The following is a 16,162-nucleotide window of genomic DNA, read 5'->3' as shown; positions in this document are numbered from 1 at the left end:
AAGGAAGGCTACCTATTGAATTCACGGCCGGGGCTGGCGGGTATCACGGACGGCTTTGTTATATCCCCTTCGGCATTGCGCCTTACTTCCGCACCGGCCGGTAGCGGGATTGGCTCAGGATGCGTTGGGGGTCTTTTTCGGCCATGAGCTGGGCTAGCGTCACGTTGGGGTGCTGACTCATGTACTTGCGCACAATCTGCCAGCCCACCCAGGCGCCCACCCGGCCGGGGCAGTTCTGCCCGATTTCGGGCACGTTGGGCCGCTCCCCCATGTATTTCTGGATGGTGAACGGAGCCGTGCTGTAAAGCAGATTCTTCTCGATGAAGTGCGCCCAGATCTTGCTTTCGTTGAACTGCACGCCCGCCATTTCCGCGCCCGTAAAGCCCACCAGCAGCGTATCGGCGGTGCAGGGCAGTACCTTTTCGGCAAAGTAAAGTGACTTGCCAAACTGCACCATTTCGCCCAGCATGCTCGGGTTAGTCCCCTCGCGCTGGTTGTATTTGCTGCTGACGGCCAGTGCGGCCGTGGGCAGCAGGTAAGGCGGGGCGTAGCGGCGCAGAATGTAGTTGGGCATATTATTAGGCCGGTAGCTGGCCTTGGGCCCGGCGAAGAAGTCGAGGCTGAGCACCATCAGGCTGTCATTGACGAACAGGTCGTGGCTGAAGCCGCTGACGAAGGTCTTGACGGGCGGCACCCGGAAGGCGGGGAAATAGTAGCGCACGTGCTGAAACATGCGCTGCAGACCCGGCTCGAGCGTCGCGTCGGGGAAGGCCGCCGCCGACTCCCGCCCCAGCTTCTGCAGTTCCTTGTTAGTCGACAGATGAACCAGGTACTGAGCCAGGGCTTCGTCGGAGGGAAACTGCTTGCGCTGCAGAAACTGGTTGGCAAACAGCGGGTGCTGCTGCACGAAGCGCTGGGCGTCGGCAGCGGTGCGAATCTCGAAGAAGGGCTTTTCCAGGCGCTCCAACTGCACGGGCGCCTGCACGCGGGCTACTTCCGGGTTCAGTTCGCACTGGGAGGAATCCTTGCTGCAGCTCGCCACAAAAAGCAGCGCGGCGCCGAGCACGGCAGTCAGGAAGGGGCGCATGGGGGCAGGGTTGTAGGTCACGCTTCTATATTTGGGCGAAAATAGCCTAAATCGAAACGCCAAGCGGCGTGCTTTCGTCTAAAGCCTAACTTCCTATTTCTTTTTCCATGAAAAAACCGCTTCTCGCCCTGCTACTGCTGGGTATGTCCGCCGGGGCCGCTTCCGCGCAGGTTGAAATTGGCCTCAAACTCTCGCCGTCGGTTACCCACCTGCGGGCGGATTCGCCTACTGGACAGAACTTTCAGAGCGAAAAAAGCAAGGTCAGCCTCGGCGGCGGCCTGGTGGTCGACTACTTCTTCGGCCAGAACTACGCCTTCAGCACCGGCCTGTTCCTGACCGGCAAGGGCGGCACCATTGCTTACCTCGATCAAACCAGCCCCACCAATACGGCCTTGGTGGTCCGTAAGCAGAAAATTGGGCTGCAATACCTGGAAATCCCGGTGACGGTGAAGCTCTTCACCAACGACATTGCCACCGACACCAAGCTTTACTTCCAGCTCGGCGGTTCCGTCGGCGGCCTCATCGGTGGCCGCATCGACGGCGGCAAGCGCATTACCGACCCCTCCACGGGGCAGGAAACCGAAGCCGTGAAGCACTTCATCATTCCTGATGCCGCCGCCCTGATCGGGGCCGGGGTGGAATACCAGTTGGGGCAGAATACGAAAGTATTCACGGGCCTCTCCTACCACCGCGGCCTGGTTAACATCGACAAGTACTTCGACAAATCCCGCGGCTTTCAGTCGGCTAGCCTCAAAAACGACGAGGTGGCCCTGGATCTGGGCTTGAAGTTCTAGCCCTCTTTACCGCCCCACGAAAAAGCCCCGCCGCTCATCTCGAGCAGCGGGGCTTTCTTCTTATCAGGAGGGCTTTTCGCAGAAAAAACCGTCAATCAGTACTCATTAGTCCGTCAGCTCCTCGACCTCACGGTCCTGGAGGCGGCTCATGGCGGCGGCGGGGGACTGCAATTCGATTTCCTCGCCCCGTTCATCCTCGATGCGGTAGTCGGTGAGGCCCAAAGACGTGTCTTTCATGACCTTCACCCACTTGTAATACTTCAGATACCACTTCATCTGCTTCGACACCAATCCCTTGGTGTAATAAGCGTGCAGGAAGGGGTGCACATACAACGAAATACCCGACTGGTTCTGGGTGACCAGCAGGTCTTCAATGCTGTTGTCGATTTCGTCCGTTACGAGGATAGAGGCCGAAATCTTGCCCGTACCGCCGCAGGTGGGGCACACTTCGCCGGTCACGATGTTCTCGGCCGGCCGTACGCGCTGCCGCGTAATCTGCAGCAGCCCGAACTTGGTGATGGGCAATATGGTGAAGCGCGCTTTGTCGTGCTTCATCACGTCGCGCACGGCATCCTCTACTTTCTTACGACTCTCGGCACTTTTCATGTCGATAAAATCGACCACGATGATGCCGCCCATGTCGCGCAGACGGAGCTGCCGGGCTACCTCTTTGGCCGCCAGCATATTGATCATGAGAGCCGTAGCCTCCTGGTCACTTTCCTGGTTGCTCTTGTTGCCGGAGTTCACATCGATGACGTGCAAAGCCTCGGTGTGCTCAATGACAAGGTAGCCGCCGCCGGGCACGGTCACGGTTTTGCCAAACAGCGTTTTGAGCTGCTTTTCCAAACCAACGTGCTCAAACACCTTCACCTTGCCGGTGTGGAGCTTGAGCAGACCGAGCTTGTCGGGCGCAATCTTCTGGAGGTAGCTGCGCATTTCCTCGTACATCGGCGCCGAATCCACGGTAATGGAGTCGAAGCTTTCGTTGAGCAAGTCGCGCAGCATGGAGCTGGAGCGGCCCAGCTCGCCCAGTACCTTGTCGTTCGGCTTGGCCGTGCGCAGGGTCTGGAAGAGCGTTTCCCAGTTGGCCGTCATGCTTTGCATATCCTTGTCGAGCTCGGCCACCTCCCGGCCTTCGGCCACGGTGCGGATGATGACGCCGAAATTGTCGGGCTTGATGGAGGCAATGAGGCGCTTGAGCCGCTCCCGCTCCGTCTTGCTGACAATCTTCTTGGATACGCTGATCGTGTTGGAAAACGGCACGAGTACCAGGTAGCGGCCAGCCATGGAGATGTCCATGCTCAGGCGCGGGCCCTTGGTCGAAATCGGCTCCTTCACAATCTGAACCAGCAGCTGCTGGCCCTTTTTGAACACATCGGCCGCTTTGCCGACTTTGTCGAGCGTGCCTTCAAACTGGAAGGTTTTGAGCGCGCCCGTGGTAATTTTCTGCGATTGTACGCCCTTGCTCCACTTCATCATCGAGGGGAATTGCTCCCCCAAGTCGCCGTAGTGCAGGAAGGCGTCTTTTTGATACCCGATGTCGATGAACGCGGCGTTCAGACCGGGCATAACTTTCTTGACCGTCCCCAGGAAAATGTCGCCAACCGAATAGTTGGTGTCGTTGCGGTCGAAATGGTATTCGATGAGCCGCTTATCCTGGAGCAGGGCAATCCGTTCTCCGTCCTGAGTAGAATTAATGACTAATTCGTTACTCAATGGGTCAGTTGGTTAAGTGAATACACCGTGGCGGCTTGCCTACGCCCCCGAAACCCGCAAAGGGAAGCCGGTGCGCACGGCACCAGCTTCCCTTCCAAGGCCACGGGGAAAGCGAAAAACCAGCCACTCTCAGAGTACTTACGTGAGAGATAGGACGAACTAGCGGCCGAAGCCCCAAGTCCGACAGCAAACCCCGGAAGGCTTACTTCTTCTTGTGACGGTTCTTGCGCAGACGCTTCTTCCGTTTGTGAGTGGCAATCTTATGACGCTTTCTCTTTTTACCGCAGGGCATGATGAGGAGGTTAGGGGTTGTAAAAAAGGGTTTCTACTTCAACTGAGCGAGTTGCTCATCCACCGACGCTACCAGCGCCGGGTCTGAGCTCAAGCTTTTGGCTTTCTGGAAAGCCGCCCGGGCTTCTTCCTTGGCGCCGGTTTTGGCCAAGGAGACGCCCAGGTAAAACTGACCGTTGATGTTCTCGGGGTTGACTTTCGTCAGCTCCTTGAACCGTTCCACGGCCTTATCGTTCTGGTTGCTCTGAATCGAGAGCAGGCCCAGGTTATACAGAGCATTTTCGTTGCGCGGGTCGGCCACGAGGACTTCGCGTAGCAACGTAACGCCCTGCACGGGGTTGTCGCTGGCCATGTAGGCCATGCCCAGGTTGGTTTTGGCGTCGAGGTTTTCGGGGTTGTTTTTCAACACCTTCTCGTAGAGCTCCCGGGTTTTGGCGGCCAGCATTTTCTGCCGTTCCTCCGTAGCCGCGAAGCTAAACGCCTCGAAGTACGAGTCGGCCGCCCGTTTCCAGGTTTGCTCCCCGGGACGGGCTACGGCCAGTTGTTCGTAGTAGTAGCCCGCGCTGTCGAAGCGCTCCACGGCCCGGTACTTGGCCGCCAGATCCGACGCCACGCGCAGCTTGGCCATCGGGTCGCGCTCGGCCGAATACTTGGCCAGAAGCGTGCTGATTTCCTTGCGCTGCTCGGCCGTCATGCTCATGTGCGGCTGTTCGGCCGTGGCCCCGGCGGGAGCAGCGGAGCCATCCACGGAAGCCGTGGACGGAGCCGCCGCGCCGTTGTCGCGGTTGGCGGTGCGGGCGGCCTGCTGGCTCATCTCGCTTTTACCTTCCTTGGGCTTCACGATTCCTTTGGGCAGCACAAACAAACCGGCCACCAGCGCTAGCGCGACGACCACAAGAATAAGCTGATGCGAGGAATTACGAGATGCCATAGGGAAAAAGCAGGCCGCCGGGCTCCGAGGTCGGACACCCGGCGGCGCGCCGCAATGTTACGAAGAAAGGAGCTTAGGCCTGGGCCAGCTCTTTAATCTTCTTGCTGTTTTTGATCTTGCCGATGAACGTTTTCGACGGCTTGAAGCTCGGAATGAAGTGCTCGTCGATGATGATCGACGTATTTTTGGAGATGTTACGGGCGACTTTTTTTGCCCGCTTCTTGTTAACGAAGCTCCCGAAGCCGCGCACGTAGATGTTGTTGCCGTCGGCCATCGAATCTTTTACCACTTTGAAGAAGGCTTCAACGGTAGCCGATACGTCTGCTTTCTCAATGCCGGTCTTGTCGGCGATTTCGGCGATTACTTCTGCTTTAGTCACGCTGGTAAGTGTACTAGGGTGTGAAAAATGGGTACTGGGCAAAAACGCCCCAATTCAAGACGTAAGCCCTTGCCCGGTAAGCTGTTGTTTACGAATTGGGGCCACAAAGGTACCCGTACTTTTTGGTTTTACAATACTTTTCCCACTTTCCATTCCCATTGCCGCTACATCGGCAAACCTCTATCTTCCAAGCCCTTGACCCGCCCAAGTACCCCGACTGCCGCCCCCTATTTTGCCCCTGCCCTCTTGGAATGGTACCCGCGGCACCGCCGCGACCTGCCCTGGCGCCACACCCGCGACCCGTACGCTATCTGGCTGTCGGAAGTGATTCTGCAGCAGACCCGCGTCAAGCAGGGTCTGCCCTACTACCTGGATTTTATCACGACTTACCCCACGGTGCAGGACCTAGCCGCGGCGCCCGAAGACGAGGTTCTGCGTCATTGGCAGGGACTTGGCTACTATTCCCGGGCCCGCAACATGCACCACACCGCCCAGCAGGTGGTGGGCGAGTACGGCGGACAGTTCCCGACCACCTATGCCGAGCTGCTTAAGCTGCGCGGCGTGGGCCAGTACACGGCGGCCGCCATTGCCTCGTTTGCGTTCGGGGAGAAAGTGGCCGTGCTCGATGGCAACGTGTACCGGGTGCTGGCCCGGGTGTTTGGCATTGCCTCCGACATTGCCGCTCCCAGCTCCCGCAAGGAGTTTCAGACCCTGGCCGACGCCCTAATTCCGGCCGCCGCCCCCGACGAGTTCAATCAGGCCATTATGGAGTTTGGGGCTATTCAGTGCACCCCACTCAAGCCCGACTGCCTGTTTTGCCCCCTGCAGCACCACTGCTTCGCGTTCCAGAACGGGCTGGTGCACGAGCTGCCGGTGAAAAGCAAGGCCAAGGCCGCCCGGACCCGCTATTTCCACTACTTGGTGCTGCGCCACGGCGAGACGGTGTACATGAAAAAGCGCGGGGCCAAGGACATCTGGCAGGGCCTTTATGATTTCGCCCTAACCGAAACGGAGGCGGCTGAGCTGCCCGCCCCAAGCTTGGTGGCTGCCGTGGAGGCCCTGGGTGGGCAGCTGGCCACCGACCAGGCCGAGGAGCCCGTACTGGCCCTGCGGCACGTGCTGAGCCATCAGAAGGTGGAGGCCCGGTTTCATTCGCTCTGGCTGCAGCAGCCCCTCGATGCGGGCGGGCTGGCGCAGTCGGGCCTGGCCGCCTTCACGGCCGCCGAAACCCACGAGCTGCCCAAGCCAATACTGATTGCTAATTTCCTTGACAAAACCTGGAAATAAAAACTAAAAAATTTGGATATGGCGTAAACATGCATTATCTTTAATACAAGAAAACAGTTCATATCTATTCTTTCTAACGCCTTAACAATCAGATCATGGCAGGCATTAACAAAGTAATTCTGGTGGGCCACTTGGGCAAAGACCCGGAGGTTCGTCATTTGGAAAGCGGCGCCAGCGTGGCCAACTTCACCCTGGCCACCAACGACTACTACAAGGACAAGAGCGGTGCCCGCGTCGAGCGGACCGAGTGGCATAACATCACGGCCTGGCGCGGCCTGGCCGAAGTGGCCGAGAAATATCTCAAGAAGGGCCACCAGATTTATGTGGAAGGTAAAATCCGCACCCGGCAGTACCAGGATAAGGACAATCAGACCCGCTACATCACCGAAATCGTGGCCGACGAAATCACGATGCTCGGGGGGCGGCCTCACGGGGACAACCAGCAAAGTCAGCCGGCGGCAGTGGAAGCTCAGACCTTCCGTCAGGAGCCGGAAATCGACCAGCTGCCGTTTTAGGGTTCAAGCTCCATTTTGTTTCGTGAAAGGCCCCGGCACGTTGCCGGGGCTTTTTTCGTTGCTCCGTAGCAGCCCTTCCGCTGCTGCGCCGGGGCCCGAGCCGGGACGGGCTCACCACTGCCCATTTCCGGCTACCTTTGACTGCTCAACCCGCATTGTGTAAAATGCCTGCTTTCCGACTTCTGCGCGCCCTGGGTTTCCTGCTGGGCCTGGCTTTCTTTACTCCTGGCTGCTCCGCCCCCGGCGACTTTACGCCCAAGCCCAAAGGCTACAACCGCATTGACCTGCCCCCGCACGCCTACCAGCAACTGGCCCCGGGGCACCCTTACACGTTTCAGTACTCACGCTACGCCAAAGTGCGGCGCGACTCCTCCTACATGGCTCAGCCGCACTGGATCAACGTGATTTACCCGCAGCTCCACGCTAACGTGCAGATAACATACATGGACGTGAAGCACGACCCGAAGGTGTTCAATAAGCTTATGGAAGACGCCCGCAAGCTCACGGCCAAGCACCAGATCAAGGCCACGGCCATCGACGAAAGTGTGATAAAAACCCCGAATGGAATGCGGGTGGCCATTTTTGAGTTGTCCGGGGAAGTACCGAGCCAGTTTCAGTTCTACACCACCGACAGCACCAAGCACTTTTTCCGCGGCGCCCTGTACTTCCCAACCGCCACGGCCAACGACTCCCTGGCCCCGGTTATCGACTACGTCAAAAAGGATATCGTGCAGATGCTCAACACCCTGAAATACCAGTAGGCTGCTTCTTTTCCGGAAGCAACCCGCCTCAGCCCAGCGGCTCTGGCGCGGGTGGCGCACCGGACGGAGCGTGTCACATGACGCTAGATGAGCTTTTTCAACACCAAAATTGAGAACCTGCGGGGCGTGGGGTCCCAGCGTGCGACGCTGCTGCAAAAGGAGCTGAATATCTTCACCTACGGCGACCTGATTCAACGCTACCCCTTCCGCTACCTCGACCGCACCCAGTTCTACAACATCGTCGATTTGCACGACGACCTGCCTTACGTGCAGGTCAAGGGCATATTGCGCAACCGTGAAGTGGTGGGGGAAGGGCCCAAGCAGCGCATGGTGGCCAAAGTCTCCGACGGCAGCGCGGAGCTGGAGCTAGTCTGGTTTAAGGGCGTGAAGTGGCTGCAGAGCGTGGTCAAAAACCACCAGGAGTACATCGTGTTTGGCAAGCCGACCATGTTCAACGGCAAGCCTCAGATGGCCCACCCCGAGCTGGAGGAAGTGACCGAGGCCAAGCCGGGCCAGAGCTTTTTGCAGCCGGTCTACAATACCACCGAAAAGCTCAAGAACTACCACCGCATCGACAGCAAGGCCATTGCGCGCATGGTTTCCGACCTGCTCAAAATTGCGCTGCCGCACGTGCAGGAGTCGTTGTCGCCGGAGCTGGTGCAGCGCTACGGGCTGATGAGCAAGGCCGAGGCCTACCAGCAGATTCACTTCCCCCAGACGCCTGAGCTGCTGCAGGCGGCCCGGTTTCGGCTTAAGTTTGAGGAGCTGTTCTACGTCCAGCTCAAGCTGCTGCGACAGAAGGACCAACGCAAAGTGACCCTGGCCGGGCAAATTTTCAAGGAGGTGCCTACGCTGGTGCACTTCTACAAGAACGTGCTGACCTTCGACCTCACCGGAGCCCAGAAGCGCGTGATTCACGACATCTACAAGGATTTCTGCGCCGGCAAGCAGATGAACCGCCTCCTGCAAGGCGACGTGGGCTCGGGCAAAACCATCGTGGCCTTTATCAGCATGCTCATGGCCGCCGACAACGGGGCCCAGAGCTGCCTGATGGCGCCCACCGAAATCCTGGCCGACCAGCACTACCAGGGCCTAAAGGTGTACGCCGACCTGCTGGGCCTCAAGCTGGGCAAGCTCACCGGCAGCACCCGCACCTCAGATCGGCGCGTGTTGCACGAGCAGCTCCGCTCGGGCGAGATGCACATGCTCGTGGGCACTCACGCCCTGCTCGAAGACGTGGTGCAGTTTCACAATCTGGGCCTGACTATCATGGACGAGCAGCACCGCTTCGGCGTGGCCCAGCGGTCCAAGCTCTGGCAGAAAAACCCGCACGTGATACCCCACGTGCTAGTCATGACGGCCACGCCCATCCCGCGTACCCTGGCCATGACGCTCTACGGCGACCTGGATGTGTCGGTCATCGATGAGCTGCCGGCCGGCCGTAAGCCCATCGTAACCGTGCACCGCTACGATGCCAATCGGCTCAAGGTGTTCCAGTTTCTGCGCGACCAGGTGAACCTGGGCCGGCAGGTTTACATCGTGTACCCGCTCATCGAGGAGTCGGAGACGATGGACTACAAGGACCTCACCGACGGCTACGAAAGCGTGGCCCGGGCTTTTCCGGAGTTTCAGATCAGCATCGTGCACGGGCGCATGAAGGCCGAGCAGAAGGACTTCGAGATGCAGCGCTTCGTGAACCGGGAAACCCAGATTATGGTGGCTACCACCGTCATTGAGGTGGGCGTGAACGTGCCGAATGCCTCGGTAATGATTATTGAAAGTGCCGAGCGGTTTGGCCTCTCGCAACTTCACCAGCTGCGGGGCCGGGTGGGCCGGGGCGCCGAGCAGAGCTACTGCATCCTGATGACGGGCTACAAGCTCAGCAAGGATAGTCGCATCCGTCTCGAAACAATGGTGCGGACCAACAACGGCTTCGAAATTGCCGACATCGACCTGAAGCTGCGCGGCCCCGGCGACCTGATGGGCACCCAGCAGAGCGGCGTGCTTGACCTGCTTATTGCTGATTTGGCCAAAGACGGCCGCATCCTGACCGAGTCGCGGGCGGCGGCCCAGGAACTGCTCAACGACGACCCAGGTCTGGCCAAGCCCGAGAACCTGAATATCCGGCGACACATTGCCTCGCTGCCCGCGACGGCCGTCAACTGGAGCCGGATCAGCTAGGCGGCCGCGGCGGCTCCGAAACTATTGGGCACAAAAAAGGCGACTGTGGGAATAGTCGCCTGCCGGATGGGTTATTCTACTGAAACGGTTGTTCGGGTGGTGGGAGCCGTGGCTTGCCAAAGGCGGCTGCCACTACCGGCCGAAACCGGCTCCGGGCTTGTCTGTCGAGCAAAAAACGAAGCATTTTGCACCGGCGTCTCGGGATGCACCACCTTGGCGGCAGCAGCTGAGGCAACTGGCTCTTTAGCAAGGCGGCCAACGACAATAAGGGCAAAAAGCAGGACGAAACGTAAGGAAGATTTCATAGCAGAAACGAAATAGTGAGCGGCGCGGGTCAGCACAAAGTTAAGGCCAATAATGCGGTAAAGGCCCGAAAAAGAGAATTTTAACAAGAATCTGTTCAAATACTCGTACTCTTAAGCGGCTGGCTACGGTCGGGGGCAGCTCCTTCGTCAGCATATATACAATATAATTATTATACAATACACTGACTTTCGGCGACCTTCAATTTTTTCTCAAAGGAAGCGGATCAGGGCCATAACGGCGGCCACGCCAACGTTAAGGAAGCATGAACAAATCATTACCCGGGAGCCGTTTGTCCCCGGGGAGCGGGGCATTTACGGTCATCGGCCCGTAATGGATACCTTTGGAGAGTACATTTTTTCTGCTTTCGTCACTTTTCTAACTTAACTAGCTTTTTCCGTGCGCCTTACAAATCTGCTTGCGACCAGCTTTTTGTGCCTTGGCCTGTCGAGCCACGCCCTGATGGTTCAGGCGCAAAAAGTGAAGTCCGCCCCGTTCAGCTACTTGCCCGAGCAGGCGGAAGACCGCTACAACCAGCGCGTGACCCGCAAAATGCTGCCCCTGGAAAACGGCGGCTTTATTATCCTGGGCCATAAGTCGGCGGCGGAATATGCCGTGGAGCGCTACGACACCGACCTGAAGCTGCTCTGGACGGCCCCGGTGCCGGTGGCGGCCGGCGAAAGCATCGAGGCCTTCAGCCGCAGCCCCGAGCAGGCCTGGGTTATTATCCACCACAAGGATGCCACCAGCCAGAACCTGTCGGCGCTGGCCGTGGACCTGCGCAACGGCCAGAAGACGCCGCTCAAAAAGCTGGTTGATGCCTCGGCCCGCGACCGGCGCCCGAGCGTGGCCATTTCCCCCGACGGCACCAAGCTGGTAGCTTACCGCTACCTTACCCGGGAGGTGCAGATCAAGGCCATCAGCGCCACGATTTACGACCAGAAGCTTACTAAGCTCAAAGACCGCACCTACGATTTCCACGACCTGGGCGACTTCTTCTCCCCCACCGTATTCGTCGCCAACGACGGCACCCAGTACGCTACGCTCGTCAGCGACCATATGCAGAAGCTCACCGTGCGCCGCTACCGCAACGATAATCCCGATATCAAGGTGATGTCGGTGGCCGTGGGCGGCACGTTTGGTGGCAAGGCCGTAACCGTGTTCGACTCCCGCTTTAGCCTGCAGCCCGACAACATGCTCTACGCCGCGGCCATCTGCAACGAGCGGGAAAGCGGCCTTTACTACAGCCTGAAGGTGGTCAAGTTCGACTTCACGGATAAGGGCGACATGAAGTTTGCCCCCGAGTTCCGCTTCACGCCCGAATACCTGGCCGAAGTCAACAAGGCCACCCAGGGTAGCGCTAAGCGCCTCGAAGACGTGTACATCTCCGACTTGTTGCTTTCCGACGACAAGCAGCTGGTGGTGATGGCCGAGAAAAAATACGAGGAAGGTGGCGACGACTCCCCGGTGCACGCCCGGGAACTGCACCTGTTCGGCTACAATGAGTTTCAGAGCCCGGCCTGGCACAGCATCATCGCCAAGGATCAGGTGGCACCGCCGGCCGAGTCGTTTACCGGTATCGGCTACCGCGCCACCGTCTTTGGTCCTGACCTGCAGATTCTGACCCAGGAAAAGCTCGGCGGCAAGTCGGATCTGTACCTGCGCCGGGTGAATACCCGCACCGGCGTGGTCCAGCCGGCCAAGGCCCTCGGCCTCACCGTGGCCGCCGACCAGAACCTAGCTTACGTGAAGGATTTCACGGGCTGGCTCGACGCCAAAACCATCATCGGAGTAAGTCGGCCCAGCAAAAAATCGGCGGCGCTGATGCTCAATAAGATTGTGGTGAAGTAGATGCTACGCTTTTATCTGCTGGCCGACGAGGCCCCGAATCCGCAGCCGACGGCCCTGGAGCGCCTGCCGCCGGCCGGGGAGCTTACCGAAGACAGCTTTGCCCAGCTCCAGCACCAACGCCTCGTCGAAGGCCGCCTCGACTACCACACCGGATTCCGCTGGAGCAGCAGCGCCGTGCAAGCCAAGCTTCAACTGCTGCTCCAGCAGTTTCCCCAAGTCCGCCCCGCTACCGATCCGGGAGCTACTGCGGAGCAACAGCTGCTGCTGATCCTGCTCAATGCCTCGGCCCAGCACACCGGCGTTTTCGCCCTGGCCGGTTAACAGCCGCACCGACCCCAATAGAAAAGGCCGCTCCTGTAATCAGGAGCGGCCTTTTACTTATCCACATTTTCGAATCCGGATGTTGTGGATAACTGCCTGCCAGCAGCCCCCTCCAACGTCCGGCCGAAACCGTGGTCTAGTCTTAATACACGTACTCATTGGCCGAAATCTGCTTGTCGGCAATGCGGCGACGGGCTTCCTTGGCGTTGAACAGGTCGGCCTTGGTGAAGCGCTTCAGGCCCATGGCCAGCAGCTTCTGCTCGTCGCCCTCGGTCATGGAGGCCAGGGCGTCCTTGCCGGCTTTGTTCACAAGGTCCACGGTGTCGTAGAGGTAGACGCGGGCAATGTCGATTTGCGTGGCTACGGCTTCCTCGCCCTGGGCGGCAGCTTCCTTCTCCACGCGCAGCACGGTGCTTTCGGCCGTGTACACCTTGATGGCCATGTCGGCAATGTTCATCAGCACTTCCTGCTCTTTGGCCAGGGAGTTCATGTACTTCTGCACGGCCGTGCCAGCCACCATCAGAATGGCCTTTTTCAGCTTCTGAATCGTTTTTTTCTCGGCGGCAAACAGGCCGGTTTCCTCTTCCGCGTTGAAGTCCGGAATGGCCATCAGCTCGGCCTGCACGGCCTGGGCCGGCCCCATCAGATCCAGCTCGCCTTTCATGGCCTTCTTCAGGATCATGTCGACGGCCAGCATGCGGTTAATTTCGTTCGTGCCCTCGAAGATGCGGTTGATGCGTGAATCCCGGTAGGCGCGGTCCATGGGGTAGTCGGCCGAGAAGCCGTAGCCGCCGTAGATCTGCACGCCTTCGTCGACCACGTAGTCGAGCACTTCGGAGCCTTCCACTTTGAGAATAGCGCACTCCACGGCAAACTCGCGGGCGGCGCCCAGCAAGGCTTCGTTGTGGCTCTGGCCCTGACTGAGCAGCTCCTGCTCCATGCGGGCAATGTCCATGCCGGCGCGGTAGATGGCCGACTCCACGGCGTAGATGCGGATGCTCTGCTGAGCCAGCTTGTGCTTGATGGCGCCAAACTTGGCAATGGGCATCTTGAACTGCACCCGCTCGTTGGCGTACTTCACGCTCAGCGAAGCGGCCATCTTGGTGGCGCCCAGGCAGGCGGCAGCCAGCTTGATGCGGCCAATGTTGAGGATGTTGAAGGCAATCAGGTGGCCTTTGCCGATTTCGCCCAGCACGGCTTCCTTGCCCACTTTCACGTCGGAGAGGAACACCTGACGGGTCGAGGAACCCTTGATACCCATCTTGTGCTCTTCGTTGCCCAGGCTCAGGCCGGGCGTGTTGCGCTCCACGATGAAGCCGGTGAACTTGTCCCCGTCCACCTGGGCAAACACGATGAACACGTCGGCGAAGCCGCCGTTGGTAATCCACATTTTCTGGCCGTTGAGCACGTAGCCGCCGTCTTCGGTCGGCATGGCCTTGGTCTTGGCGCCCAGGGCGTCGGAACCGGAGCCGGGCTCGGTGAGGCAGTAGGCCCCCATCAGCTCGCCGTTGGTAAGGCCGGGCAGGTACTTGGCTTTTTGCTCCTCGTTGCCGAAGTACAGAATGGGCAGCATGGCAATGCCGGTGTGGGCCGCAAAGGCCACCGGGAACGAGTGGCCGCCACCCACGCCTTCCGTCACGCGCAGGGACGTGGTGAAGTCCATGTCGAGGCCGCCGTACTGCTCGGGGATGCTTACGCCGAACAGGCCCAGCTGGCCGGCTTTTTCCATTAGGCTGCGCATCAGGCCCTCCTCGTGGTTGTCGAGGCGGTCCAGCAGGGGCTGTACTTCCTTATCCACGAAATCCAGGGCGGTCTGGTGCATCATGTTCTGCTCCTCCGAGAAGTCAGCGGGGGTGAATACGTCCTGGGCGTCAGTTTCTTTGATGATAAACTCGCCGCCTTTAACAAGCTTGTGGGATACTTCCATGACTAAAGGGAGTTTTTGGAGTTGGGTGTTGAAGTCGAAAGAAGGCAAACTGTTCGGCTTGCCGAGTAATATGGCCGCCCGGGGCGGTAGAGTTGTCGTACCGAAATATACGAAGAAAATGGTATGCTTGCCGAGTACTTTTTGAAAAAAGAAGCTCCGAACGAGTCAGAGCTGCTTTTTCAACGCGCTACTGCGGGAAAGGTCCGTACCAGGCGTCGGTCAGGGCCGAGCTGGTAGCCTGAGCTACCTCGGGCCGCTGGGTGAGCCACTGCTGGAGTTGCTGCTGACGGTCCTGGGTTTGCTCCTGGCTCATGCGCACCACGGGCTGCACGAAGAAGGAAACGATAGAGCCGCCCATCATCAAATCCAGCGCATCCATCTGTTCCAATAGCGGCTCCCGCAGGGCTTCCTTGGTCTGGGCGTCATCGTTCTTCAAGACCAGCGTGACGTACCAGCCGAACTCCTGGAACTCGCCGATGTACTTCTTCTTGCGCAGGCGCTTTTTCATAGCTCAGGAAAAAATCGGGGCGGCAGGCGGGCTCCAGCTTACCGCCCCGGGGTTGACTTACTTCAACAGCTCGTAGATGCCGGCTACGCCCTGACCGCCGCCCACGCAGGCCGTGACCATGCCGTATTTCAGGCCGCGGGCCCGCAGCTCGTGGAAAAGCTGAATGCTGAGCTTAGCACCCGAGCACCCCAGCGGGTGCCCCAGGGCAATGGCGCCGCCGTTCACGTTCACCTTGCTCTGGTCCATGTCCAGCTCGCGCATAACGGCTAGGCTCTGGGAAGCAAAGGCCTCGTTAAGCTCAAACAGGTCGATGTCGCTGAGCTTCATGCCGGCTTGCTTCAACGCCTTCGGCACGGCCTTGATCGGGCCCATGCCCATGATGCGCGGGTCGATGCCTTCGGTGGCGTAGGTGACCATGCGGGCAATGGGCTCCAGGTTCAGCTCCTTCACCATGCGCTCCGACATCACCAGCACGAAAGCCGCGCCGTCGGAGGTCTGGGACGAGTTGCCGGCCGTCACGGTGCCATTGGCGGCAAATACCGGACGCAGCTTGCTCAGGGCTTCCACCGAAGTGTCGGCGCGGGGGCCTTCGTCGGTATCCACCACGAAGGAGCGGTTTTTCTTTTTGCCGGTGGCTTGGTCGAGGTAGGTTTCCTCTACCGTCACGGGCACAATCTGCTCCTTGAACTTACCCGCCTCAATGGCTTTGATGGCCTTCTGGTGGGAGTTGTAGGAAAACACGTCCTGGTCTTCGCGGCTGATTTTGTAGTCGTTAGCCACGGCCTCTGCGGTCAGGCCCATGCCCAGATAGTAGTCGGGGTGCTTCTGCGACAGTTTGTAGTTGGGCACCGTTTTCCAGCCCACGGTGGGCACCAGGCTCATGCTTTCGGTACCGCCGGCCACGATGCAGTCGGCCATGCCGGCGGCAATCTTGCCGGCGGCCATGGCAATGGTTTCGACGCCCGAGCCGCAGTAGCGGTTCACAATCAGGCCCGACACGTTCATGGGCAAAGCCAGCAGCGAAATCAGGCGGCCCATCTGCAAGCCCTGCTCGGCTTCGGGCACCGCGTTACCGACAATCACGTCGTCGATGCGCGTGGGGTCGAGGGCGGGCACGGAGGCTACCAAGTGCTTGATAACGTCCGCGGCAAGGTCATCGGGGCGGGTGAAGCGGAAGCCGCCGCGGTTGGCTTTGCCAACGGCCGTGCGGTAACCGGCTACGATATATGCATTCATGGGGAAGTTGTCAGTTATTAGTTGTCAGTTGTTCGTTGCTAGCTGGTAGTTGTCAGTCATTAGGCCGTTGTGCT

Annotated in this window: 15 protein-coding genes; 7 read left to right on the top strand and 8 right to left on the bottom strand. The window is 59.2% G+C overall.

The window, feature by feature from the left end:
* Positions 1–82: 82 nt before the first annotated feature.
* Positions 83–1,087 carry a gliding motility lipoprotein GldB gene (gldB, locus tag EWM57_RS02260; RefSeq protein ID WP_129919501.1) on the bottom strand — a complete coding sequence of 335 codons (1,005 nt, stop codon included), beginning with the start codon at positions 1,085–1,087 and terminating at the stop codon, positions 83–85.
* A 107-nt stretch (positions 1,088–1,194) separates the two neighbouring features.
* On the opposite strand from gldB, the gene EWM57_RS02255 reads away from it, so the two are divergent.
* The gene (locus EWM57_RS02255; RefSeq protein WP_129919500.1) at positions 1,195–1,881 is read left to right on the top strand and encodes a porin family protein; all 687 of its coding nucleotides are present in this window, start codon (positions 1,195–1,197) and stop codon (positions 1,879–1,881) included.
* Positions 1,882–1,986: 105 nt separating this feature from the next.
* On the opposite strand, the gene EWM57_RS02250 is transcribed toward EWM57_RS02255, so the two are convergent.
* The 3 genes from EWM57_RS02250 to EWM57_RS02240 all read right to left on the bottom strand — a co-directional run bounded on the left by EWM57_RS02250 (position 1,987) and on the right by EWM57_RS02240 (position 5,198).
* Positions 1,987–3,597 (bottom strand): Rne/Rng family ribonuclease, encoded by a 1,611-nt coding sequence (locus EWM57_RS02250; RefSeq protein WP_165370381.1) that lies wholly within the window; start codon positions 3,595–3,597, stop codon positions 1,987–1,989.
* A gap of 325 nt (positions 3,598–3,922) precedes the next feature.
* Complete coding sequence (locus EWM57_RS02245) at positions 3,923–4,819, bottom strand: tetratricopeptide repeat protein (RefSeq protein ID WP_242509959.1); 897 nt, start codon at positions 4,817–4,819, stop codon at positions 3,923–3,925.
* A gap of 73 nt (positions 4,820–4,892) precedes the next feature.
* Positions 4,893–5,198: an HU family DNA-binding protein gene (locus EWM57_RS02240; protein ID WP_073104742.1), complete on the bottom strand. Its 306-nt coding sequence runs from the start codon at positions 5,196–5,198 to the stop codon at positions 4,893–4,895.
* Between the two features lie 246 nt (positions 5,199–5,444).
* On the opposite strand from EWM57_RS02240, the gene mutY reads away from it, so the two are divergent.
* The 4 genes from mutY to recG all read left to right on the top strand — a co-directional run bounded on the left by mutY (position 5,445) and on the right by recG (position 9,942).
* Complete coding sequence (gene mutY / locus EWM57_RS02235; protein ID WP_242509958.1) at positions 5,445–6,485, top strand: A/G-specific adenine glycosylase; 1,041 nt, start codon at positions 5,445–5,447, stop codon at positions 6,483–6,485.
* A gap of 95 nt (positions 6,486–6,580) precedes the next feature.
* Positions 6,581–7,000 (top strand): single-stranded DNA-binding protein, encoded by a 420-nt coding sequence (locus EWM57_RS02230; RefSeq protein WP_129919498.1) that lies wholly within the window; start codon positions 6,581–6,583, stop codon positions 6,998–7,000.
* A 164-nt stretch (positions 7,001–7,164) separates the two neighbouring features.
* Complete coding sequence (gldD, locus tag EWM57_RS02225; protein ID WP_129919497.1) at positions 7,165–7,761, top strand: gliding motility lipoprotein GldD; 597 nt, start codon at positions 7,165–7,167, stop codon at positions 7,759–7,761.
* A gap of 87 nt (positions 7,762–7,848) precedes the next feature.
* Positions 7,849–9,942, top strand: a complete 2,094-nt coding sequence (gene recG, locus EWM57_RS02220) for an ATP-dependent DNA helicase RecG (RefSeq protein WP_129919496.1) — start codon at positions 7,849–7,851, stop codon at positions 9,940–9,942.
* A 71-nt stretch (positions 9,943–10,013) separates the two neighbouring features.
* Here recG and EWM57_RS02215 read toward each other — a convergent pair whose 3' ends face one another.
* Entirely contained in the window at positions 10,014–10,334 is a 321-nt protein-coding gene (locus tag EWM57_RS02215) for a hypothetical protein (protein WP_129919495.1), read from the bottom strand.
* Between the two features lie 310 nt (positions 10,335–10,644).
* On the opposite strand from EWM57_RS02215, the gene EWM57_RS02210 reads away from it, so the two are divergent.
* Positions 10,645–12,096 (top strand): hypothetical protein, encoded by a 1,452-nt coding sequence (locus EWM57_RS02210; RefSeq protein ID WP_129919494.1) that lies wholly within the window; start codon positions 10,645–10,647, stop codon positions 12,094–12,096.
* Complete coding sequence (locus tag EWM57_RS02205) at positions 12,097–12,417, top strand: hypothetical protein (RefSeq protein WP_129919493.1); 321 nt, start codon at positions 12,097–12,099, stop codon at positions 12,415–12,417.
* 142 nt (positions 12,418–12,559) lie between these two features.
* On the opposite strand, the gene EWM57_RS02200 is transcribed toward EWM57_RS02205, so the two are convergent.
* The 3 genes from EWM57_RS02200 to EWM57_RS02190 all read right to left on the bottom strand — a co-directional run bounded on the left by EWM57_RS02200 (position 12,560) and on the right by EWM57_RS02190 (position 16,088).
* The gene (locus EWM57_RS02200) at positions 12,560–14,344 is read right to left on the bottom strand and encodes an acyl-CoA dehydrogenase family protein (RefSeq protein ID WP_129919492.1); all 1,785 of its coding nucleotides are present in this window, start codon (positions 14,342–14,344) and stop codon (positions 12,560–12,562) included.
* Positions 14,345–14,531: 187 nt separating this feature from the next.
* On the bottom strand, positions 14,532–14,852 hold the full coding sequence (locus EWM57_RS02195; protein ID WP_129919491.1) for a 50S ribosome-binding protein YggL: 321 nt from the start codon (positions 14,850–14,852) through the stop codon (positions 14,532–14,534).
* A gap of 57 nt (positions 14,853–14,909) precedes the next feature.
* Positions 14,910–16,088, bottom strand: a complete 1,179-nt coding sequence (locus EWM57_RS02190) for an acetyl-CoA C-acyltransferase (protein ID WP_129919490.1) — start codon at positions 16,086–16,088, stop codon at positions 14,910–14,912.
* Positions 16,089–16,162: the final 74 nt, after the last annotated feature.

Source organism: Hymenobacter persicinus (assembly GCF_004167665.1).
GTDB classification, from domain to species: domain Bacteria; phylum Bacteroidota; class Bacteroidia; order Cytophagales; family Hymenobacteraceae; genus Hymenobacter; species Hymenobacter persicinus.
The sequence above is the reverse complement of the archived record's forward strand: the minus strand, read 5'-3'. Positions and strand labels throughout refer to the sequence as shown.

Coding starts and splice junctions, on each gene's coding strand:
- EWM57_RS02200 (WP_129919492.1), bottom strand. CDS start 14,344: ATGGAAGTATCCCACAAGCTTGTTAAAGGCGGCGAGTTTATCATCAAA.
- recG (WP_129919496.1), top strand. CDS start 7,849: ATGAGCTTTTTCAACACCAAAATTGAGAACCTGCGGGGCGTGGGGTCC.
- EWM57_RS02245 (WP_242509959.1), bottom strand. CDS start 4,819: ATGGCATCTCGTAATTCCTCGCATCAGCTTATTCTTGTGGTCGTCGCG.
- EWM57_RS02195 (WP_129919491.1), bottom strand. CDS start 14,852: ATGAAAAAGCGCCTGCGCAAGAAGAAGTACATCGGCGAGTTCCAGGAG.
- gldD (WP_129919497.1), top strand. CDS start 7,165: ATGCCTGCTTTCCGACTTCTGCGCGCCCTGGGTTTCCTGCTGGGCCTG.
- gldB (WP_129919501.1), bottom strand. CDS start 1,087: ATGCGCCCCTTCCTGACTGCCGTGCTCGGCGCCGCGCTGCTTTTTGTG.
- EWM57_RS02190 (WP_129919490.1), bottom strand. CDS start 16,088: ATGAATGCATATATCGTAGCCGGTTACCGCACGGCCGTTGGCAAAGCC.
- EWM57_RS02230 (WP_129919498.1), top strand. CDS start 6,581: ATGGCAGGCATTAACAAAGTAATTCTGGTGGGCCACTTGGGCAAAGAC.
- EWM57_RS02205 (WP_129919493.1), top strand. CDS start 12,097: ATGCTACGCTTTTATCTGCTGGCCGACGAGGCCCCGAATCCGCAGCCG.
- EWM57_RS02255 (WP_129919500.1), top strand. CDS start 1,195: ATGAAAAAACCGCTTCTCGCCCTGCTACTGCTGGGTATGTCCGCCGGG.